General features: G+C 61.8%; 3 protein-coding genes and 1 pseudogene (1 of these 4 running past the window's edge). 2 read left to right on the forward strand and 2 right to left on the reverse strand.

What is annotated here, in order from left to right; genetic code table 11:
• Positions 1 to 23,354 carry the 5' portion of an Ig-like domain-containing protein gene (locus BVH01_RS11445; protein WP_139317823.1) on the reverse strand. 17,170 nt of this gene lie to the left of the window's left edge, so only the first 23,354 of its 40,524 coding nucleotides appear in the window; the start codon lies at positions 23,352 to 23,354; its stop codon lies off the left edge, out of view.
• Positions 23,355 to 23,411: 57 nt separating this feature from the next.
• On the opposite strand from BVH01_RS11445, the gene BVH01_RS24390 reads away from it, so the two are divergent.
• On the forward strand, positions 23,412 to 23,675 hold the full coding sequence (locus tag BVH01_RS24390) for a hypothetical protein (protein WP_139317824.1): 264 nt from the start codon (positions 23,412 to 23,414) through the stop codon (positions 23,673 to 23,675).
• A 501-nt stretch (positions 23,676 to 24,176) separates the two neighbouring features.
• On the opposite strand, the pseudogene BVH01_RS25185 reads toward BVH01_RS24390, so the two are convergent.
• A pseudogene (locus BVH01_RS25185) lies at positions 24,177 to 24,377 on the reverse strand (Ig-like domain-containing protein); the annotation flags it as partial.
• Between BVH01_RS25185 and BVH01_RS24395 the strand changes: the two are divergent.
• The gene (locus BVH01_RS24395; protein ID WP_139317825.1) at positions 24,327 to 24,833 is read left to right on the forward strand and encodes a hypothetical protein; all 507 of its coding nucleotides are present in this window, start codon (positions 24,327 to 24,329) and stop codon (positions 24,831 to 24,833) included. The pseudogene BVH01_RS25185 and the gene BVH01_RS24395 overlap by 51 nt on opposite strands.
• The last annotated feature ends 65 nt before the right edge of the window (positions 24,834 to 24,898 follow it).

A 24,898-nucleotide genomic window follows, 5' to 3' on the forward strand; every position in this document is an offset into this window, starting at 1 on the left:
AGGCTGCTGTCATCCAGTTGCAGCACGCTCAGGGCTTTGTCGGTCAGCACCAGCACGCGCTGGCCATCGACCTGCAGCTGACGGATCTCATCGCTGAAGCTCACGCCAATCAGGTCGGCGAAGCCGGCGTTGCTCAGGGCGTAACCACCGATCTGCTGACCGTGACGAACGAACAGCAGCTCGCCACTGCCACCCAGCAGGTCGCCGGCAATCGTCTGTTCCACGCCGGTTTGCCAAGCATTGTCGGCCCAGCGCCAGACGCGCAGGTAATCCTGGCCATCGCGGCGTACCTGGGCCGCCAGCAGCGAGCCGGTGTAGCTGAGTTGACGTACCTGGCCACTGTCACGGCTTTCCAGCACGCTGTCCAAGGTACGGATTCGGTAACCATCGCGCTGCTGGTTTTCGGCCCAGACAGCACCCTCGACATGGCCCGGCAGCGCGGTCAGGAAGCTGCCGCGGTAGCCGGTGTCGAGGCTGTCGCGGCGGCTGGCGGATTGCAGGTAAGCAAGTTTTTCCAGATTGCGGCTGGCGTTTTTCTCGTGACCGGAACGGTCGCGCAGCGCGGCATCCAGGCGCAAGGCTGTGCCCTCTTCGCGGCTGTTCCACACCTGACGGGCGTTGCTGAATGGCAGCACGGTCGGGCTAGCGGCATCGCTCGGGTCGAACAGGTTCAGGTTCGACGCGTTGTTGAAGTCGCCCATGGTTGCCGGCGGCGGAACCTGCAGCCACAACTGCGAGCCGGCGAGCAAGGTGGTCGGCGGTTGCAGATCGAGAGCGATGTCTTCGGCAATGCCGGTATCGGCGTGCAGGTTGAGGGTGCGTTGGCTACGCAGAGTCTGGCCCTGCCAGGTGGCTTGCAGACGCAGCACCAGCACGCCATCGGCGGCCACCTGCGGCATCGGCACGCTGAGCTCGATAATTTCTTCGCCGTTGGCGGCGCGGGTAATGCTCCGCGGTGCCGGGTTGCCGGCGTGTTGCGGATCACCGGCGATATCCAGGTACAGGTTGGCCTGTTCCAATTTGCGTAGCCGTACCCTGACCGCAATGGTCTCGCCGGCCTGCACATGCTGCCCGTCGGTTGGCGCCAGGAAACTCAGCTCTGGCGCGCCGACCTGGCCGTCATATGGTTGCAGGGTGACCGCCGCCGGAGCACTGGCCAGGCCGTTGAGGTCGATGGCGCGGGCCACGATATGCAGCGGCCCGGTGGCGTCAGCAGCGACCGGCACACGCAGACGGCTAGGATCGAGCAGCCGCTGGCAGTTGGCCGCATCGCTGAACACATCACTGGCCAGGCTGTTGATGCATGCCTCGACATGGTCGATGCCGTAACGGTCGTAGCTGCGCAGGATCACCTCAGTGGTTTCGCCACGCGGTACGAACTCACCATCCAGCGGCGCGATGATCGACAGCTGCGGCGGTGTATGGTCGGACAGCAGGTCATAACCCACCTGGAAGTAGCGGTAGCTTTCCTGGCCGGCCAGGCCAAAGCCGACACGCAGCTCGGCGGTCAGTGGCGCTTGGTCTTTTGGCGCGCCCGGCAGGTCTTTCAGGCGTGGGTGCAGGAAGTTGAGGCTGACCAGACCAGTGCTGCGGTCGAAGCTGGCGGCGGCATAGCGGCCATCCAGCACGCGGACTTCCGTGCTGCGTACCAGGTCCAGATCGCCGACGATCTGGAAGCGCAGATCGGCTGGAGTACTCTCCTCAACCGGCGTTGGCAGGGTGCTGAACTGGCCGAGCGTCAGATCAGGCGCACTGATCTGCGCATCGAAGCGGCGCTCGCTGGTGTTGCGGCCATCACTGGCACGCAGCAATAGGGCAAAGCCTTGGTAATCGCCCTGGATATCCAGATTGAATTGGCCTTTCTGAATAGTGATCCAGTCGGTTTTCCAGGTCTGGCCGCCATCGGCGGACACCCGGTAGCTGAAGCCCAGTTTGTCGCTGGCCTGCACGTTATCCACTGCGCTGACGGTCAGGGCATAGCGGCTGCCCAGTTTCAGCTGGGTAGCAGCAGTCAGCGGCTGACCTTGCAGCAACACCTGCAGCGAGTCCTGGCGTGGCGCCAGGCGGTCTTCGGCCTGGTAGCTGCCGCTGTAGGTGCCGGCGAGGATCACGCCGTTATCGCGGGCAAGGTTGTTGGCGGCGTCGCGCACCCCGCTGAGGGTCACTTGATACAGGGCGTTTGCTTCCAGCACCGCGTCGCTGCGCAGGCGCAGTTCCAGGCGGTTGCCCTGGCTGATGATCGGGTTGAAGCGGCTGCTGATGTCTTCGCTTGGCTGGGCGTGGGTGTCGTAGTCCTTGAACACCTTGACCACACTGAAACCTTGCGCGCTGAGCGGCTCGTCGGCTTCCAGCACCAGCGACTGCGAGGCGCCCAGGGTCGAGACCAGGCGGACGGTCGGTGCCGTGTCGTCAGTGGCGGTCAGCCACTGGCCGGCCACGCTGTCCACGCGTTCAGCGCTGGCTTCGCGCAGCAGGGCAACCTGGTACTGCCAGCCCGGCTGGCTGCGCGGAGTGACAAAGCTGATGCTGCTGTCATTGAGATTGAACGCCACCTTGTTGCTGGCGCTCGGCAGGATGCCCTGTCCAGCCGGGAACCAGTGCAGGCTCAGGCCCTCGGAAAGCCCCTCAGCCAGGATGGTCACCGGCGTGCCGCCGGCATCGCTGACCACCTGGCCCTGGGCATGGCTGGAAACCACGGAAGTAATCGCCAAAGGCGTGACCACCGCCAGCGCAGTCGGCAGCACTATGCGTTGTTGCCCATAGCGCACCTGGACGCTGTACAGACCTGCCTGGTCCATTTGCAGGCTGAAGCTCAGTTGATCGCCGGCTGCATTGACCTGCAGCTGGTCACGGCTGAGCACACGCTCGCCAATCTGCAGTTCGTCGATCAGGTTCAGCTGACGGCCGCGCAGCACATAGGTGCGCGCCACGCCGGTGATGCTGCGGTTGGGTTGCAGGGCGTCGAGGCGAACCTGGGCGGCGCCGAAGAAGTCCATCGCATCCACCAGCCATGGCAGATCCAGATGTACTTCGGCACCTTTGAGCCAATCCAACGGCGCCTGGCTGACTTGCAGCCGGTACAGACCCGCTGGTTGGTAGGCCGCTTGTTGCTGGCTGATGGCGCGCAGTTCGCGGCCCAGTACCTGAGTACTGGTGGCCACTGTGTCACCCGCCAGGCCACTGACCGCCAGTTGCGCTTCGCGCCAGGCGTAGTCGGCACCGATAAAGCGCAGGCCTATCGGTTCATCTGCTGCCGCCAGGGTGTCGGGGTTAAGCGCCCAGGTGTTGTTCAGCGGGATCGCTGCATTCAGGTAGCTGGTGCCATTGCGCCATTCCAGCAGGTCGCCATGCAGTTCCAGCTGCGCCAGGCCGCCCACTTCGCTATTGCCCACGGCCAGACTGGCCACTTCACGGGCGCTGAGTTGCCGCTGGGCATCGACATCGAGGTCGAACACCTGCAGGCGACCGGAATCCAGCCAGGCCAGCAGTTCGCCCTGGGCGGTCAGTTGGCTGATACGGCTCGGCAGGTCGAGTTCGCCCAGCACTGGCTCGCCGCGGCCACGTAGCAGCGCGGCACGTTGCACCAGCTGCAGGCTGTCGCTGCCTTGCAGATACACCCGGGTGCCGTCCAGCCACAGGCGCTTGGCGCCGTTCAGGCCGTGGTTGTGGGTACCGAGCAGTTGGCTGCCGTCGCGGGCATTACGCACTTCCAGGCGGTCGCCAAACAGCAGGTAGGCGCCACGGCTGTCCAGGGCGATATCCACCAGGCCGGCCGGGTTATCCAAGCTCAGTTCACGCAGCTCCGGCCCTTGCACCTGGCCCTGGAACACACGGGTGCCGGCTTTGAGCAACAGCACGTCGCCGGCCAGTTGCAGCTTGTCGAAGGCGATCTGCCGGGTGTTGGTCAGTGCCGGCAGCGCTTGCGGGGCGTACAGGTTGGCGAGGTCGAACACCTGCACCTGCGCCGTGTCGGTCAGCAGCGCGGCATAGCTGTCGCTCAGGGCGATGTCGCGCAGAGTGCCGCTGGCTTGCCACTTGGCCAGCAGTTGCGGGGTGCTGCCATCGCGCAGGCTGAACAGCTGGGCATCGCGACCATTGCCGGCCAGCAACAGGTCGCCGGCACGGCGGAACAGGCTGACGCCATCCAGTTGTTTCTGCACCGGCAGTTCGATGCGCAGGCTGGCATCGCTGGCCAGGTCGCCGACAAAGCCGAGGTTGCTGACTTCGACCAGCAGCGGGCCGAGATGATCCTGCGGCACGCTGAAGCTCAGAAGGTCGCTACGTTCCAGGCGCACATCGGCAATCTGCCGGCCATTCACGCGGACCACGGTTGATTCGCCGAAGCCGCGGCCCTGCAGGCCGATGATCTCGCCGGCGTTGAAGATAAAGCGCTTGCTCTGCGCCACCAGGGTGCCGCTCAGGCGGTCGTACAGGCCGGCTTGGTCGATACGCGGGTCGGCCACATAGGTAATGGCGGCGGCGTGGAACAGCTCCAGGTTGCCCTGTTGCACCCGCACACCCACCGGACGGTTGCTGCTTGGGTTGGCCAACAGGCCCGGCAGGCGGAAGCGGATCTGGTTGTCGTCGCGGTACAGCACATCGCCGGCCGCCACACGCTGGCCGCCTACTTCGATTACGGCATTGGTGCCGAAATCATGGCCACGCAGGGTGATCTCGGTACCGCCACGCCAGCTGGCCTGACGCGGGGAGATACTGTCCAACTGCGGCTGTAGGGCGTCGTCGCTGATAAAGCCGAAGCGGTAGTCGTTGCCCAGGGTCTTGCCCTGCTGGTCACGCAGGGCGCCGCTTAGGCTGACCTGATAAAGCTTACCGCTCTGCAAGGAAGCGACCGGACGCAATACCAGACGTCCCACACCGACCTGCGCGACCTGGCTGGCCACCGGCGTACCGTCGAGCAGCAGCTGCACCAGCTGATTGCCGGAGTCGCGCAACTGGGCGTTGTCCAGCAGGCGGTTGAATTGCACTTCGATACCCGCGTGCTTCGGCAAGCGGCCCGACGGTTGCGGCTGCTGGCTGAGGATGGTCAGGTTCTGGTAAGCCAGGGTATTGAGGCTACCGCCCAGATAGCTGCCAGCGCTCAAGCTTGGCAGCGGGTTCTCGGCCGGCGCGCCGTCGATATAGACGAAGGCGCTGCCGGCATACAGGGCCTGGCTACCCAGCGACAGGCTATTGACGTTGCCGATCACGCTGAAATAGTCGCGCAGACCGATGGATTCCTGAGCGCGGCCATTGAGCCACGGAGAAATATCGAACAGCTGCACATCGCCCTGCCCGCCCGCCACATACAGGGTCTGCCCGGCCAGTTGAAGTTGGCCGGCGAACAGGCTGCCACGGCTAACCAGGTAAGTGAGCTTGAGGTCGGCGACCGGCGTGGCGTTGTTATCGCTGTCAAGGGCAAAGCGCTGCACTGTGGCGTTCTCGCCACTGGACACCAGCAGACCTTGGCTAGTGACCAGCAGGTCTTCCGGCGTAAACGGATTATTGGCCTGGTCGCGTGTGGCCACACGGCGCAATACGCGGAATTCGCCGCTGGCCAGTTCCACTTCCACCAGCTGGCGCTGCGCTGGCAGGGTCAGCCACAGGCTGGAGCCGGACAGGCGCAGGCGTCCTGGCGTGCCACCCAGCTGCGTGGCGCTGATCAGGCCTAGGTCGATCAGTTTCAGTTCGCTGCTGATGCGGTACTGGCGCACGCCTTCTTTGCTGGCCAGGTACAGGAGGTCATCGCGGGTGGCCAGGGCAGTGACGTCGTCGCCCATGTCCAACTCGTTGATCCGATTCGGTTCGGCCGGCAGAGTCAGGTCGAAATGCAGGAGTTTCTTGCCACCGGCGGCGAATAATTGGTGACCATTGATTGCCAGGTCGACGAAACCAGTGCTACCCAACCCGCTCGGTGCTTCGTAGTGGTATGGCTTGGTTACGCCCGCGAAGTCGCGGTTGACGATGACCGGGTGCACCGGGTCGCTGATATCAGCCACCAGCAGGCGTGCGGCGTTGCTGGAAACGCGGGCCACGCGGCCTTGGCTGTCGACCTTGTCGAAGCTGCCGCCAGTTACCGCGTAGAGCAGCTGGCTGCCCCCGTCATCAAGGCGGGCAATCGCCGATACCGGGCTGGCCATATCGCCCGGCAGGTTGACCGAGCCGGTGGGGATGCCGGTGTAGAAGTAGTCCACGGGCGACAGGCTTTGCTCGCCGTCGAACAGTTGGCTGGTCACGGCCACCTGGGCTTTGCCAAAGGTACCGGACGGGGCGCGCACTTCGGCGCGGTTGCTGCTGAGAATCTTCAGGTCGCCAGCCAGGGCGCCGGCGAAACGTACCTGCATGTAGTGGTTGAAACCACGACCGTACAAGGTCACCAGGTTGCCACCTTGCGGCGGACCGGTTTGCGGTTGCAGGTCGTCGATCTCGATCTGCGGCAGCACGGTCATGGCGCCTTGACGCAGGTAGGCCAGGTTCTGATCCACACGCTGTACTTTCACCGCCAAGCTAGCGCTGGCGCTGCCCAGTTGCAGGTCCGGGACAGCCACACGCAGTTCAGTGTCGCTGACGCTCTGGACCTGCTGTGCTTGCAGGCGGGTTTCACCCAGCCACACCGCCAGTTGTTCCGGCGCCACGCCGAAACCGCTGCCTTTGATCAACGCGGTTTCACCACCGTTGGCATGGAAGTAATGCAGGCCGGCGACATCACCAACCACACGCTGCACTGCGCTGATCAGCGGACGAATGCCGGTACGGCGTTCCAGTTGCAGCACAAAGGCCTGACGCAGGGCATGGCCGGCCAGATCGGTGAGTGCAGTGGTCACTTCGATGCGCAGCGAGCCCTGGTAATCGCCCTTGAAGCGTAGATCCAGTTGGCCGCCACGCAGGGTGTTGATGCCGGTCATTTCGAACGCAGCCGCCGGCAACGCCTGCCCGCCCTCGCCCACTACACGGATCACCTGCGCGAGGTGCGCCGGGTCGGTATTGATCAGGTTGTTGAAGGCAATGGTCACGCCTTCGTTACTGCCCAGCACGGCGCCGTTACCCGGAGTACTGGAGGCGACGGCAAGGTACGGCGAGGTATTGATCTGCACGCCTTTGCCGTTGCCCTGCATGATCTGCCCGCCCACACTGAGCAGTTCTCCGCCGGCATTTTTCTGTTGCCAGTAGATGGTCTGGAACTGGCCCTGGGCATCGGCCTCCAGCAGCAAGTAGGTGTCACCGGTGCCGACGCTGATCAGGCCTTGCTGAACTTGCAGGGTGATCTTGCCGATAGCTTCGGCAACCGACGACGCCGTTACAGTGCCGCGCTCGATGGCCTGGACGCGATAGTCCAGTTGCGAGCCGAAGTCTTTGAAGCTGGCCAGGTAGAGCTGTTTGTCGCGCAGGAACAGCACATACAGCTCGCCATTGAGCCACTGGACATCTACCGGTGCACCCAACAGGTCTGGTTTCAGGCTGCCGTCAAAGGCAATGCTTGGCAGCGGTGCCTGGGCGCCCAGCTCGTTACGGCCGATCGGCAGGAAGCGGATATAGCCAGTACCCAGATCGTTGGCCGCGGCTACCGCCAGCGCGCCACGCTCGGTCTCCACGGCGAGGTCAACGGCGCGGTGGTTCGGCAGGCCCAGGCTGGATACCAGCAGCGGCTTGCTCAGGTCGTTCACATCCACCACGCGCACGCCGTCGCGATCATTGGCGAGGTACACCAGGCTGTCGAGCACTTCCAGGCCCAGCACCGGCTCCGTAAGGCGCAGTTGCGATAGACGGATTGGTCGTTCCCACAGGCCAATGTCGTAGATTTCCAGGCCGGCAGTCATCAGGTAGCGGTTGCTGGACGTCGGCTGCGAACCTGCTTTCACGCCAACGAACAGACGGTCACCGACCACCTGCGCAGCTCCGATCTGCATCGGCGGGTAGTTTGGCAGGATGATGCCCAGGCCCTGCGGCAGGGTGTAGGACAGCGAGCCCACCTTCACTTCACGGGTGGCGGTGCCGCTCGGCACACGCAGGAACACATCGTAGATATCCGGATCGATCACGCCCGGCAGCACGAAGCTGAACTGGCGCTGGGTTTCCACGTTGTCCTTCAGGTCGATGCTGATATTGCCAGCGTCTTCAACGATCGGGCTGCGGCCGGTGTAGATCTCGGTGTCGCCATGGCGGGCACGCAGTACCACCTTGGTGCCTGGCATCAGCACATCGTGGCTGGCCGCGATGGTGATTTTGGAGCCGCCCTTCTTGCTCGCCGAATCCGGGCTGATGCTGTACTTGACCTGGTTCAGCGCCTGCTCGGCACCGACTACAAAGGCGCCGAGGTAATCGCTACGCAGGCCACCATCGTCCAGGCGCAGGTGCCACTGGCCGGGGCTGAGCGGCAGCAGGTCCAAGGCGTGTGGAGCAATTTCCAGGCGCGTGGCGCTGACCCATTGCAGCTCTATCGGATACTGGTTGACGTAACCCTTCACGGTGCTACTGAAGCCGCTGCCGTGAATCACCACGCGGTCTTGCGCGCCACGGTGGAAGCTCGCGTTTTCCAAGTACTGAATCGCCGGCTGGCTGGCGCCGCTTGGCGCCACCTTGAAGTCGACCTGGTAAGGCGCCCACAGCCCGGCACCGCGCAGGTTGCGCGCCTGATCCAGACGCAGACGCATCTGGGCGCCCACTGTCGGGGTGAAACGCACGAGCACTTTACTGGCTGACTGGCCGTCGCCACCGACGGCTTCGATGGTCGGTGCGGCCAGGGCCTGCTCGCCGTTATCGAGGTCCAGCAAGCGCACAGCACCGGCCACACGCAGGGATTCCAGGGTCACCGGTTCGTTGAAGGTCAGTTGCAAGGCCTGCTCGCCGGCTGGCAGTACACCACCCTGCTTTACGCTGGCATCCAGCACCAGGGCGCCCGGCAGCTCCAGCAGGGTCAGGCCATTGGTACCGGAACCAGCAACCAGGCGGTTATTGAACAGGTCCAGGGCTTCGATGCGCTCTTGGTTACCGGCCGAGACCACACGCGGCTGCAGCGGCTCGCTAAGGTCGACCACGACTACGCCGGTATCGGCCGCTACGAACAGCAAGTTACCTGCTAGCCGCAGGCGTACGCCGCGACCAGCGTTGGCTTGTAGGTTCTGATCGAGACTGAGCAGCACACGCTCTTCTGGCTCATCACGGTTGATGACTTCCACACCGCGGCTGCCCACTGCAGCAATCAGATAGCGGCCATAGGCGACCATATCCTGTGGATTGGCAACAAAACTGTAGGCGCGGGTCTGCGCCGGGTCGAACAGGTTAAGACCACGAATTTCACCAGTCTTGCCGTCCACTGGCACGCCGAGGGACTCATCCCAACCTGGACAGTTGGCCCATTTGGCGCCGCGAACCAAGCCGCCGCTATACAACCAGCCATCACTCAGCTGCAGCAACGCACCGCCTTGTAGGCCATGAGGAGGTGCTACGCGCACCGGATCACTGCCGATCTGGTAGTTGAGCGCAAAGAGATCGGACGGTGCAGCCGCATCAATATTGAAGGTGCATTGGTCAGAATTTGGCGGCCTGACGGTTACTTCCACCGAAGCCGCGATCAGACCGGGCCCCTGCTTGACCACACGACTGATCGGCGCGGACAGATCCTCTTCCTGAATGGTTTGCAGGCCATTCTGCTCGTCCAGGTTCAGGCGCGCCACACCGCCGAGGCCGCTGGCTACGTACAGGCGTTTGCGCCAGGTATTTTCTTCCCATTCCACGGTGGGGCTGATGCGCAGAGAATCGAAACCGACCTTGAAGTCTTGCGCAGCCTGACGATCGAGCAGTTCCTGCTCTTCCTCGGTGGGCTCTACGGGGTTAAGCCCTTCCATGCGTTTCTGGATGGCGGCCGCCTGTTGTTTCAGGCTCAGGCGTAGGTTGTCGCTCGGCAGCGACGACGCACCGCCGACCAGTACTGGTTTGCTGGCGTCCTGCACCGAGAACGAAGCAGCGCGGTAAAGTTCTGGCAGCCAGCCACCGCTGGCCAGGGTCTGCTTGCCGTAACCGTTGACCATATGGCCACCGTTGGTGATGGCCACGCCGGTCTGCTGGTCGATCCACACGTCGCTCGGGAAGATCAGTGACGGATGCAGTTCGGACTGTTTGCGCAAGCCGTAACCGAAGCCACGAATACCTGCGAGGCTGGCCTGGTTACCGTAACGGTCTTCGCCCAACACATCGACCTTGCCCGGCGCTCCGCGCGGCGAGGTAACACGCATGCGGTTGCTGGCCAGCACGTCGATACGACCGACCGGCAAGCCACCGAAGCGCACTTTAAGGCCGTCCATTACAGTGTTGCCCGGCTCGAAGCCGTCACCCGTAATGGTCACCACGGTATCGCCAGCCACCGGGCCCCACAGCGGCACCAGGGCGTCGAAGCGGATCGGCGCATCCACCAGCAGCGCGCCTTCGAGCACGGTCTGCTGCCAGATGCCGTCTCGTTGCACTTGCAGGGTCAGGTTGTACTGGCCCGCGCTCGGCAGACCCGGCACGCTGACCTTCAGCACCGACGGCGCGTTCTCGTTATCGCGGGTTGCCCCCTCAATCGACAAAGCACGATCGCCAGCGTACAGCCTGACCTGAGCCAGGTTGGCAGGAATACCAAGAGCGCTGACAGTAATCAGGCTGACAGCGTTCTGCGCCACGCGCCGCGGGGTCACTGCCTCGATGCTCAAGCGCTCATTGCGGGCACCACGGTAGGTCAAAGCGACACGCTGATCTTGCGACAGGCGCTGCAACACCACCGTATCAGCGGAGGTTACCGGTTTAACCGAGGCAATACCTGCCTTGGCCACCAGGGTCAGACGCTCGCCTACACCAAGCCGCTCGACGCTACTGCTCGGCAGTACTAACTTGGCATCGTTGTTGACGATCTGAACGGTGACTGGCAGAGCCTGGCCCTGGTTGTTCAGTAGCTGGAACAAGGCGTTATTGGCCGGGTGCAAGTCAATGGCTTTGTTGAAGCGTGCCGTTACCTGAACGCTACCGTCCAGCTGTCGATCAAGAATGCCGTTGGCCGGATCGACCGCGTGCAGTTTCAGCATTACGTCAGGTACTACCTGCACCAGGCTGCCCTTGGCATCCACGCCGCCCGAATGTGCCGAGTAGTCCCCCGCTACTACGCTCTCCACGCTACCGCTGGAGGTCATGCTGCGACCGGCAACAGGTTTTAGCGGGTTGGTCACATCGACCATCAGAACACCCTTATCGCCACGGGCGACATACAGAGTGTTGCCATTGAAGTCGAGGTCATATACGTAGCCGATGTCGTTGATCCGCGAGACCACGGTTGGCGCGCTCGGGTCGCGCAAATCAACCACCGCCACACCGCTGGCGCCGGCCGCCACGTAGGCATAGCGGCCTTGCAGCGACACACGGGTACCCGGCAGGTCGAGCTGGCCAAGGCGCTTCAGGCCGGCGTTGGCGGTCTGGCTGTACACCTGCAAACCGCCGCTGCCGATAGCCTCCTTGGTCAACAGACGATTAGTGCGGTAATCGAAGGCGCCGCCGACAGCGACGATCAAGCTGGCAGCCGAAGCGTCCTCTGCCTGGGTGCCAACACCCGTCTGGGTGGCGATATCCAACATTGGCAGCTTCGGCGCAGCGGAAAGACTTTGCACCAGATAGGTCTTGTTCGGCAGGAAGGAATCGACGATGCCCAGACCTTCTTCGCCCATGGCCAGCAGGACACGGGCGTTGCGCACACGTAGGCCGCGCACCGAGGTGCCAGGCAATTCCAGGCTACCGATAATAGTGGTCTTGGCCGGGTCCAGCTCATCGAAGGCCACAGTGTACAGGCGTGCAGCATCGGGGTTGCCGGCGCCGTCCAGGTGCACGGCGGTTATGTACACGCGGTCGCTGCCACGCTCAAAGAACGGCTCCACGCCTACGGCGATGAAGTTCGACGGCAGGGCGATACGCGAAATGATGCGATCGTCGGATTTGTCGCCATTGCGGTCGATCAGGCGCAGCAGGTCATCCGGGTTCAGTGGTTTCTGCGGGTCGGCTGTGTAGTTGCCGGCGTTGACGTCGTACACCAGTACACCGCTGAGACCTTGCGCCGAGAACAGCAGGCTGCCGGACGGGTCGAGCGCCATGTCGTAGATACGACCGCCGTCATCGCGGATCTGCGATTGCGGCGGCTGTTGATAGGTAAAAGCCTGGCTCAGGATGCCCTGCTGCCCGTTGGTCAGTTGCACGCGCACATCGACAGTGCCAATTGGGCCAGCCGGCGTCACCACTTCCAGGGTTTCAGCGTCCAGCACTTTGTATTGAGCAACCGGCATATCGCCGAAGTGCACGCTCATGGCGCCGGTTTCGCTGCGGAAGCCCTGGCCTTTGATCTGCACCTTGGTGCCGCCGTTGAGCGAGCCCAGGGCGGGGGTCAGCGAGCGCAGCAGCAGCGGTTCGACAAATTGCACCGCGCCGACTTTCGACGCCTTGCTGCCGTTGCCGCTGACCACTTGCAGGCTGGCGGCGCCTGGCAGGCTGGACGGTGCCTGTACGCGGTAGCGAGCGGTGCCGTCTGCCAGGGTTTCGGCCAGCGAACCGTTGGCGGCCTGGCCGGAGACGCTGAACTGCACCTGGCCACTGGCACCACGTAGCACCACATCCAGCTCACCGCCGCCGACGTCGAGCATGCCCGGCGCGGTGCTGACGATCTGTACTTGGGCGCCACCGGCCACACCGGCACGCAAGCGAATGGCATGCTCGAGCAAACCACGGCTGCGGCGGCTAGCCAGGTCGCCTTTAAGGATCAGACGATAACTGTGGTTGGCTTGCAGGCTCTGCGCCGGCTGCACGGTAAGTACGCGTCCATCGGCACTGCGTTGCAGGGTGTACGGCATCTCACTAGCCGGCTGGTTATTCTGCGCATCGTGTTGCAGCACCAGGAACTGACGCAGCTGCTCGTCATCCATCGCGCTCAGCGACCGAGTGAATCGCAGGGTCAGCGGGCTGTCCAGCGGCACACCGTCGGCGCCATCGGCCGGAATCGAACTCACCAGTTCCTGGGTTAGCAAATCTACCAGGCCGAGGTTGGAAATTACTTCGTTGCCCGGACGCGTATAGGTGGCGAACGCGGCAATCCCCTGGTCGGTCAGCGTCGACGGATTGCTCCTGTAAGGTTTCATCAGCAGCCCGGCGTTAGGCAGGCGGATGCAGTACGGCAGGCCGAGGGCGTCGAGCAGGCTGATATTGTCGGCGCGGCTGAAGTCGTAGAAGCCCAGGTAGCCGATAGAGCCTTTCTCGCAATCGGCCTTGTCGCTACTGGCCTGAGTCAGGTTGAAAGCCGTACTGACCTGGGCACGGATGCCCACGCTTTCGCCCGGCACGCTGAAGCCACCGGAAAGGTAACGGCCCTGTTCGCGGATAAAGGCCGGACGGCTGGCGTCGTACAGGTTCAAGCCGTTGCCGGTAACAAACTGGCTACCATCGGCGGTGATGCCGGTGAGGCCCGTGACGCGCGAGTCACCCAGTTGCGGCAGCGACGGCTTGCTCAGGTCGAAAATCACCCTATTGCCGCTGTTGACTACATGCAAGGCATCGCCGATTACGTTTATGTCAGTAACGTTGGTCAGCGCCAGGGGACGACCATCGACAGTGGCGGAGGTGAGACGACGCACCACGCTCGGGCGCAGCGGGTCAGCGATGCTGACTACTACCACACCTTCCTTGCCGGCGTTGATCAACAGCAGGCCCTGATGGGCGACCACCTTCTCCGCCACGGTACCGTTGGGCAGCGGCAGGCTGTAGCGAATGTCGCGGTCCTTGCCGGACGGCTGCTCGGTGAGCACATCCGGGTCACGGGTTTCGCGGTCGTAAACCAGCAGAACGCTGCGGCCTTCGTATTCGGTGTCCAGGTACGGGAAGTCGTAGCCACGGGCGGCCACATACAACTGCTTCTCGGCCAGGGCCATGGCGCTGGGTTGCAGATCCTGCGGCAAGTTGTAATAGCCCAAGCCATGACGCGGTGCGGCCTCAGCCAGCTTGGCCGGATCATATTTCACCAGGCTGATCCAACCCGGGGCGTAGTAATGTTCCAGTTGTTCAAGGTTGAGCACGCTGCCCGGCACTGGGCCTCTAAGCTCGCCACGACCAAGCACATAGAGCATCTGCAACTGGCTGTCTGCAGCCAAGTCGACGATATTGCCCGGCGGCAGCTTCAAGGGATCGGGTACGTAATTAGTCAGTTGACCATTAGCGAGGCTGCTCAGACGTGCGTCGATTTCCTCCTTGGTCATCGGCGGCTCGCTTTCCAGACTGCGATCCAATTGCAGGCGGCCATAAAACAGAGCGTTGCGTTGCACGTAGTGGCGACCGAGGTCATCAGCCAGCTCGATATCGATAAAGCCGCGGTAGCCGCCGCCTTCGTCGTCACGCAGGTCCGGCACCAGCAGGCTCATGCGCTCGGCACTGTAGAGGCGCAGGTCATCGGAGCCGACCTTGAAGGTCTTGGTCGTTCCCGGCTCCCCGCTCTTGTAGGCAGTGAGGGTCATGCCTGCATGGAAGCCCTTGCCTACCAGGTCTACGCGATCGTTCTTGCCGGTCTGCGCCACCCTCACCACTGCTGGAGTCAGGTGGGAAATGCTCAGTTCGTCGACGAACACGAAGCCGCCGAGCACGGTGTCGCTGAGGCCTGCGGCGGTGGTGACGGTGACCGATGCCGGGCCGGCATAGTTCGGCACCGTCTTGGCGTAGATGGTGACAATGCCGGTATCGCCATCGACCACACGGCTATCCACCACCAGCGGTTCGCCACCGACCGACAGGCGCGGCTGCTCACCGAAATTGGTACCGCGTACCACCACTTGGGTACCGCCGCGCACGTCACCGACGTTGACGCAGGCATGCCGCTCGGCACTTTCGCGGGTACAGATGCTGATGATCTCCGGGTACAGGGCATCGGCCGAGGCGGTGCTGAAACTGAACACATAGTCGGACGCCAACGGTTGGCCAGTGACCGGTTTCAGACCCTGTTTGATGCGTACGTAGTAGCGGGTACGCGGCTGCAGATTCTGGCCATCCTTGCGTACCAACTGGATGCGACGCTTGGTGGTGTCGGTGCCGCGTGGCGCGAAGGACAGGTCGAACTGCGCGGTGACATCACGGCCGACCTGGGCATCGCCTTCGAGGATCTGCACGTAATCGCTCAGCACGGTGTCGCCCGGCAACACGGCAGACAGCTCGATCAGCACCTGCGCCAGTTGGGTACTGATGTCGCTCTCGCCCACCTGCGGGCTGTGTTGCAGTACGGTCAGAGCCGGCAGGTCGATGCGGCCGATACCGCCTTTTCCAGCCGCGACCTGAATGGCGCCACGGGCCAGGGTAACGCCACGCACGCCGAAGTTATCCAATGTAGCGTTGCGCTGCACCACGACCGGTACGGTGGCGTCCACGCCACTCTGACCAGCACGGGCCAAGTCGATGATCTGCACCAGGCTTTGCGACGGTTTGTCTTCCTGGTCGGAGAGCAGTTCGGTGACATAGGCCAGGTTGCCCGACACATGCACGTCATACAAACCGTCCGGGGTCTGGTCCGGGCGATGCGGAGCGATTTCCACCACCTGCATCAGGCGCGGCTGGTCCGGCTCGCTGATATCGATACGGCTCAGGCGAGCGCTCTCCCCGCTGCCGGCCATATCAGTGACATACAGTTGGTTGCCCACCAGGTTCAGGCGGTTGGCCACACCCAGAGTATCGACCTTGGCCACGATCGGCATGGCCGGCGTGCTGAGATCAGCCACCACCACGCCCTCTTCCGAAGCCGCGATATAGGCATAATGGCCGCGCACTTTTACGTCGCGGGCGAAGCCGTTGGGTTTGATATAGCCGACGTGGTATGGCGCAGTCATGTTGGTGACGTCGATCACCTGCACACCGCCGTTGCCATTGGCCACCAGCGCCAGGTTACCGCTGCGGGTCAGGCCGTAGACATCCGGGTACGGCATATCGACGCGACCCAGCAGTAGGTACGGCAGACCGAATTGGCCGTCGCCATTCTTCTGCCCGAACAGCAGCAGCTCGCCAGCATCGTTGTCCAGGTACAGCGCACCGGTGCCTTCGCTTGGAGTGTCGCCGCCGTGCCAATCTTTCTTGATTTCGGCGGTCAATTGATCGACGAAACGGCAGTTGCCCAGTTCCGACTGGCAACTGCCGCCCGTCATACCGGATTTGCCTGCCAGCACGATGTTCTCGTCACTGACCAACTCACCGATGCTGCCGCTGAAAATTTCCGCCGCGCCGTTGAGCAGTGGCGAATAGGCGAAGAAATCACCGCGACCGTTGCTCTGCGCTTCGTCCACAGCATCCATGATGAAGATACCGGTGCGCGCCGGGGCGTTATCGGCCAGTGTTTCGGTTTTGCTCAGCAGGCCCAAGCCTTGTTCGATGCGCAGCGGATCGATGGTCGACCAGGCCGCAATCATCGCACCGGCACGGTCCAAGGCACGGTATTGGTCGACCGCGGTGTAATTCACCTTCTTCGCCGATACCAGATCGCCGTTCTGCGGGGCGATGAAACGACGCTCGCTGATCGGCCAGCCCATTTCGTGGTAGGTATCACGAGTAACGGTATGGTTTGGCGTGACCACTTTGGTCAGCACATGCAGGCGCTCGTTGCGCAGGCCGGTACGGCGCAACACATCGCCCTGGCTGAAGTCGGCCCAGTAGATGAAGTAATGCTTGTCCGGATCGCTGATCGGTGTGGTGTCGCCATTGGCGCGCACGTCATCGCGGAACAGTTTCAAGGGGTACTGGTCAGCGACCTTCCATTCACCGGCCTCGGTCTGATACTCGCGGCTCCATTGCATGCTGACGTCGGAGATGGCGCCGCCCATATCTTCAATGGACACCACCGCCCGCAGGCTTTCGCCCATGGTCAGTACATCCTTGTTGATCGGATAAAGAACGTCTAAACGCGGCACCACCGTGTCTTCGAGCTTGCCAACGCGCACGACCTGCGACTCACCGGCCTGGCCAAGAACGTCATAAGCGATGGCCTGTACGGTAAAACCGTTGACCCCAGCGGGTGCGGCAATGAGCGCGCGGTAAACATGATCCTGTGCATGGCTGCCAATCTGTTGGCCATAGCTCTGCTCGGTGCTGATGACCGGGACGCCATTCACATAGAACGTCACGTGGTCGATGCCTTCCGGACCGAGGTCGTCGAAGGCTTCGACAAACACTTCGACGTCTTCGCCGTCGATCACCACCGCGTTGTCGTTGTCCGGCTTGACGATGCGCGCGTTAGGCGCCTTGTCGGCCTTGATCTTGATGCTGCCCGGCAAGTCGACGAAGCCCGACTCATAGCCGTCCAGGTCACGGGCCTTGGCGCGCAGGCGCAGTACTTGATCGACTCGCCCGGTCGGTACCTTGAAGTGGAACTGATATGGCGCAGCCGAATCTTCGCCCAGAGCCTGGAATTTCGGTTCAGCACCCGCGGCGCCGATGGAGTAGTAGAGCGCAGCAGCGTCCACGCCCACCTCGGCGTCGCTGGCTTGCACTTGCACCACGATGCCGCGGCCTTCGGTGAGCTCGGTGACATCGCCCATGGCGAAACCGCGCGCATCCAGGAGCTTGATGGCGTTCACTTCCGGCGGCTGGTTGCGCAGCAGATTGACGCCGATGTTTTCCTTGGTTTCGTTGCCGCTCGGGTCGCGGGCGGTAACGCGCAGCTGCAAGGGCAGCGATTCGGGCAGGTCGGTGGTGCGGCCCAGGTAGTCGGCAATGCTGCCAACCGGCAGGTTGCCGATGTAGGGGCCGCTGAGCAGCAGGCGGTCGGCCACGCGCTCATTGTCGGCAAAGGTGCCGTCGCCGTTACGGTCGGCGTACAGGCCGAGGCTGACCGAGCCGACGCGTACGTTGTCGGTCACTTCCAGCTGGTAAGGCAGGTTGCGTTTTTCCGCCACGCTGGCGCCGGTGGCCAATGGCAGTTTCACCGTCAGCTGCGGCGCCTTGGTGTCTTTGATCACGCGCACTTTCACTGGCTGCGCGGTGCTGACGCTGCGGCCCTTGCCGTCGGCGCGACGCTCCAGGGTGCTGGCGGTCAGGCTGAGGTCGGTGCCGGCCTGGCCATAAGGAACTTCCACCAGAAACTCGTAGGGGAAGACCATATCGGTAAGGCTGCGGTCACCACCTTTATAGCCGGCGATATTCAGCACTACGCGGTCCACGCCGACGTCATCGACAGCGTTGACTTCCACCAGCAGCAACTGGCCTTCGGTAGTTTCGGCACCGTCTTTGGGCGTCGCGATCACTACGCTCGGCATTTGGTCGCGGATGATTTCCACATCCAGGCTTTCTTCGGCGCGGTGGGCATCGTGGTCGTTGTGGGCCACACCGTAGGTGTCTACCGCCTCGATAGCCAGGTGAATCCGGTTGGCTTCAGGGTTGGCGGTATCGAACGCCGGTACCGGCACCATAAAGTTGTACGGCGAGGTGCGCAGGCGCTGGATATAAGGGGTTTGCCCATTGCCATAGGTAGCGATGATATTGACGTACTCGATGCCTACATCGTCGAAAGCCTTGACGTTGACGTACAGCGGGTTGCCTTCCACCACCTTGGCGCCTGGCGCCGGCTCGGCCACATCCAGAGTTGGCCGTTCATCTACGCGAACCGGGTAGCCCACTTCATAAGCCTGACTGTTGGCGGCATCGAAAGCCTCGACCTTGAGCAGCACATCCACCCGTTTCACATCGCTGCTGGCCAGACCAAAGCTCTGCAAGATGGAGAAAAGGCGGTCGACGTGCATCAGTTGGTTATATTCAGGGGTGTCGATGTTCAGCGTGGTGACCGGCTCGTAGTCGTCAGCCGGAATGCCATCGATGCTACGCACCTGGGTGAAGTTCTGCTTGATGTAAGTCCCGTCGTTTTTCAGCACGCCATAGGCACGCGACAGGGTCAGGCGGTTCACCTTGACGTTGTCGTAAGCCTGGAAGGCCACGGTGAAGTCACTGTCTTCAGGCGCACCGAAACCAGCTACCGGACGCTTGATCAGCGGCTCAGGTTTGATCTGGTCGGCCATCACTTTTATCTGCCGATCAAACAGGCCGACAGCGCCGTCGGAGTCTTCAATCTGCGCGGTAATTTTCAAAGTTTCGTTGTGACGAATAAGGCCCTGCGGCACTTCCAGCACAAAGGTGCGTTGCAGCGCGTATGGGCTGTTACGGCGTCCGAAGTCATCGGCAATGCTGGCGTCGTAGTTGGCCTGCAGACTGTCATGAATGCTGGCAAAAGCGGCGTCTACCGCTAGATCGCCACCGGCCGCGCCGTTTGACGAGCCCATCACTGGCAGCGGTACGCCGTTGGCGAATACTTTCAGGCGCGAATCGGTGAGTAACCGATCATCGGTAGCCACCAGGCCCACGCGGATGCGGAAGGTGCCTGCAACGATTTCCTGGTCTTCTGCTGGAGCGGTAATACGTACTTCCGGTACCACATTGGTCAACGGGTGAACCAGGAAGGTGCGCTCGGCCAGATTGCCGTAGGTGTCAGTGAGTTCCAGACGATATTCGGTCGGTTCGGTCTGATCGAAGAGTACTTCAGTCTTGTCGTCGGCCACCGAAGGCGGCGCCGCCGGGCAGTTAACCTGGAAGCTACGCTCGTAGACCACCGCCGCCACGCTGCCATCGCGCTTCAGACGAACGATACGATAGGCTGCCAGGCCTGCGTCATCACGCAGGATAGTATCGAGACGGAAACGCTCATTGATGCGTACCCAGAACTCGCCGTAATTGATACGCGCCGGGTCGGTCAGGGCTTTTTCGTAGTGACCATTGACCCAATAGCTGTTGAAGCCGCTGAGGGTCAGCTGCGGTTTTTCATTGGCTTGCAGCGGATAAACAAGGCTGTGCTCACTGCTGCGACCGCTGAAGTCTTCAGCAATCAGTGTCAGCTCCAGCTCTCCACTGGTGAACCCCCGGGGCACGCTGTAAGGCACCTGCCAGCTCGTCTGGCCGTAGCTCACGCCCAGATCATGGACAGTGCGGCTGCGATTTTCCAAAAGGCGAAGGCTCTTTATAGCCAAGCTGTCGTCGCTAAAGCCCAACTTCAGATCCAACTGCTGCATGGGGATGGCCACGGTGCCAGCCACGGGGCTGACCAGCCGCGCACTGGGCGCCTGCTCATCGACGCTCAACGGCTGTTGCATCAAGGTGCTCAACGCTTGCTCGCCGCGCTCTTGGGAGAGGCGGTCGGTGGCAAAGCCTATCAAGCTCACACTGTTGCCCTGGGCTTCAACCGGTAGCGGCATCAGAGTGGCAAAGCTCTGCTCGGCCTGAATCTGGCTGCCACTGCGCGCTAGCTGCAGGAAAGCGGTTTGCGCAGCGGCGCCGGTGCCGTCTTGCAGCAAGAGGCTAAGCGCGTAGCGGCTTGGCATCCGCGCACCGCTGGCTGCGGTGACGTCGGCGGCAGCCGACTCCTGCAGTGTGAATTGCAGTTCGCGAATGAAAGCCGGAGCACCACTGCGCGGACGCAGCACCAGACGGGTGGTGTCATCGGTGGTCAGCGCCTGCAGGTCGAGCAAACCATTGACTGCCTGCACTTCACGGGTAACCGGACGCACCTGGCACAGGTTGCGCGAATAGGTTTCCACTTCCCAACTGCTGGTCTGCTCACCCACTTTCAGGCTGCGTGGTGCATTGGACTCTTCCCCACCCTGCAGGGTCAGTCGCCCATTTGCGATGTTGATGAACGACTTTTCGTTATACAACAGCACGCCCTGCCAATCGCCCGCTTCGGGGTAGTCGAAGGCTAGTTGCGGGATATTGCGTTCGCCTTTTTTAAGTGTCAGACCCTTGGCGTGGCGAGCGGAGGTCAGGTCACGCAGGGAGCTGAAAGCCAGAAGGTGCTCTACCGTGGTGTTGGCGCTGCCATCGCTGTAGTCATCTGTCACCTGGAGGCTGCCGCGCAGCGGCTGCCCCCTCTCCTGCTGGGCAGATGGCGAAGAGTCTCGCCAAGCGAGCTTGGGTGCATTATCACTTTGGATGAGGATACGACGTGTCTGCAGGCTTTCGTTACCCAACAGGTCTGTCGCTTTCACGGTAAGAGTCAGCGCAACCGGTTCGGCTTGAGGGCGATAACGCTGAATATCGATTTCAGCATTTTTGCCGACATCTGGCACATTTACTTCGGCGTCATTCAGGCCGTTGGCCTTGGCCAACAGCTCGTCGCGACCGTTGTCATCGAGCAGGCGCACCTCATAGGAGGCCACTGCAGTGTCGTCCTTGAGGTTAATCTGCAATTGGGTTTTCTGGCGGTCGAACAGGCGCTCGAGCGGTTGTTGGATATTGATCTGCGGGCCTTTTTCGTCAGCCAGCACGGTGATATTGATCGATGGAGAGCGGGTCTCATTGACCCCGCGATCACGGGCGCGCAGCACCAGTTTGAGTACCTTGCCGGCATAACGGCGAGCGAGCTCCGGCGTCAGGCGTAGACGGGCCTCGAAGTCAGCATAGAAACGCTGTCCCACCAGCACCGCCCCGAGGGTACCGGGATTTGGCACTTTGACGGTTTCTACACGATCCATACGGCTGAACAGAGTCCAGGCCACGGCATGTTCTTCTTTGCTTTGCGGGTCGATAAAGACCGCATCAATAGCGTCTACCCATTGGTTGTCGCCTGCGCTGCCTTGCAGCTCGAAACTGGCCCCCGGCTCCAGACTGAAATCACCGGCTGGCTTTTTCAGTTGCAGGGTGGGCGCTTCGCTGTCATCGATGATTTCCAGGTCGAACGGCACCTCGGTAGTTTGCCCGGCGCTGTCGGTGGCACGCACACCCATTGACGTATCGACACTCGCCTTGTTCGGAACCCTGAGGGCCGCGCCGATATAGCCACCCGCGGCCTTATCCAGATCACCGCCGGCGATGGTTTTAAGCACCTGAACCTGACCGCCGATGCGCTGGAAGAACTCCAACTTGGTCACTTTACGATCGTCAGTGGCCAGAACCTGAGCGGTAAAGGCCTCCCCCTCGTATAGACGGGCACCAGGCGCTGGCGCACGCACGCTGACCACTGGGGGCAAGTCTTTACTCAGCGGGAAACGCCAAAGGGTTGGGACGGCGTCGTTGCCGTATTGATCCTGGCCTCGCAGCTCGATCACCAACTCCTCGCCTTCACTCGGAACAGTAAGTTCGAATTGATCATCAAAGCTGGCGGCTTGCTGATCGACGGAGAGCGCGCGGCTGTGCAAGGTCTTGCCCGCACTGAGTGCACTGAGGCTAACCAGCTTGGTATCGTCCACACCACGCAGTTTTACCGTGACCTTGTTACCGGCATAAAGCGAATCGCCTTGGATCGGGGCAGTCACAGCCAAGCGCGGACCGAGCGTATCGGCCAACACGTTGATCGCCAACTCCTTGATGTCGCCTGTCTGACCGCCGTCGTCTACTGCCGCTACCTTCATGCGCAGCTGACGCTTCTGATTACCGAGTTTCAGCGATTTGAGATCAATACTCAGACGATTGACGGTTTCCGGACCGGGTGTCAGGCCTGCGGCCTGATCGATGCGTTTACGCCAGAGCGCACTGCTGCCATCTTCGGTCCAGAGACTGGCCTCTAAGGCATGTACAGCGCGATCGTCACGTGCCACGACGTCAACATTGAGAACATCCTGGCTATAGAGGCTGCCCTGGGTAGGATTCAATGCGCGGACTTCCGGCTTGCTGTCGTCGCTCACACCGATCAGCACTTTGAGCTCGCTGTCATTACCAGTGGCATCGGTAGCCACAGCACGAATCGGGTAACGGTCGTAGCGCACACCATCGAGATGTTTGAACGCCGGGGCGGCCACAACCTTGATCGCCGAATAGGCTTTCAGCGCGCCGGGTATCTGCTGCACCGTGAGGTCGCCATCGACACTGCTCAGGCGGTCGTTGGGATTGCCGGTGAGGTAGTAGCCAACCCCAGCCTGCTTGGCCACCCCGTACAAGTCCAAACGCTCGACGCCAACGTTGTCATAACCGGTGAGTTTGAGAACGAACGTGCTGTTCTCCACCACAGGCGCCAGATCTTCTCCAGCATCGCTGATATTGATTGCTGGCGAAGCCAGGTTTATGACTGGATCGTCTTCGTCTTTACCGAGCGTGACATTCACCGAAGGGCTACGGGCATTCTGATTGGCACTGTCAGTAGCAACGGCATGAATGACCAGAGGGGTCTCGTTCTCTACTCCAGGTGGCGCTTGGTACACAACGCTATAAGGCGCGCGCAAGTCGCTACCGATCAGCTTGTCATTCACGTAGAAGTCGACCTGGCGAAGTGACAGGTCGTCTGTCGCATTGGCGCGGAACTCTACCGCCTGCCCGGACACCAGATGGGCGCCCTCGACCGGATAGCTGATTGACACGGTTGGTGCCTGATCACCTTTTACCGGTAACAGAAGCGGCTCGGACAAGTTGCTCTGTTGATGAAGGTCTACGGCCTGAGCGCGAAGCTCGAGCGTACGCCCCAGCCACTCGGCTTTGATCGGCAGCTGGAAGGTATGGCTGGTGCTGCGCAGACCGAAGGCATTACCGTCGAATTTATCGACGATATGACGGTAAGAACCTACCTCGGCGCCGTTTACCTGAAGAAAGACATCGGTACCCGCATCAAGCGTGTCGTCAGACGCCTCGACGGTAATGGCGATAGTTTGTCCAACGGTAGCGATACTGCCCGCAGCAGGTGAGACGATGCGTGCAATTGGCTTCTGGTTTTCCAGAACACGTACCAAACGCGCCGGAGCATCAGCCACGCCACCGTTAGACGCATGAATACGAGCAGACAAGCCAATACTGGTTTCTCTTACGGAGATATCTGGTACCTGCAGGGTTGCCTGCCAGATTTCGAAGAGCTGAATCTTCTTGGGATCGTGCTCCAGAGGTCGCTGTTCAAATGCTGGGAACGAAGTCTCGCCCACCTTGCGACCGTCGAAGAAATACTCCACGAGGCTGATGCCACTCTGGTACTCGACGTCAGGCATGACGCCGAGATTTACCGAGATCACTGCACGCAATGGACTGTTTTCAATCACGCGCTGCGCATCGACCGGAGTTTCAAAGACAAATTCCGGCACCTTGGGGTTGATCTTGGCCACGACCTTCACAGGCCGCTCGGCAGTACTCTGACTTTTACCCGTACCGTCAAACGCCACTGCCCTAAGGCGCAGGGTCCGCCCTTCCAGCTCTTGCTCTATAGGTAGGCTAAGGGCATATGGCGGACTCAGACGGCGACCGACCAGACTGTCATCGAGCCAAAATTCGACACTCTTAACTGCTACGTCATCGGTGGCGGTAGCGTTAAGCTCAAGCACCGAGCCAACCGCAATGCTGGGCTCCGGTTGCAGCTCGATGGTGGGCGCAGCATCTTCAGCGGCAATTGGCAGATCCACGCCAATGTCGGGATAGCGCTTCAGGCGAGCCTGCAAGGTAAGTGGACTATCCGCAGGAATCTGTGCGCGGGCCAGCAACTGCCCCTGATCGTTGCGCTCCAGGACACCTTCGCTGCCGATGGGCAACTTCAAGTCGACAGCAAGGCTGTCAGCCAATGGTGCTTCACTGCCGTCGTCAAAAACGGCGATCAGGTCCGGCAGGCTCTGAAAACCATTCAGGCGCGGCAACACCAAGGGTTTGCCGGCAGCCTGACCTTCATAGCGCAAACTGACCAATTGCCGGGTGAAGTCAACGCTCACCGGCAGGCTGATTTCTGCAAGCCCCGGATAGCTCACATGTACGGTAACTGGTTGACCGCTGGTCTCGGCGAGCGGGTACACAACACCTTCGGCGCTGACCCAAACCTTGCTGGTATCGCTCGAGCGATAACTCACGCCGGTGCCAAGCCCTGTTAGCGGAGTAACTCCTCGAAACTCAAAGTCCACCTCTGGCACTAGCCGCGCTGACTGCAGGGCGTCAC

The sequence above is a fragment of the Pseudomonas sp. PA1(2017) genome, assembly GCF_001945375.1.
GTDB lineage: Bacteria > Pseudomonadota > Gammaproteobacteria > Pseudomonadales > Pseudomonadaceae > Aquipseudomonas.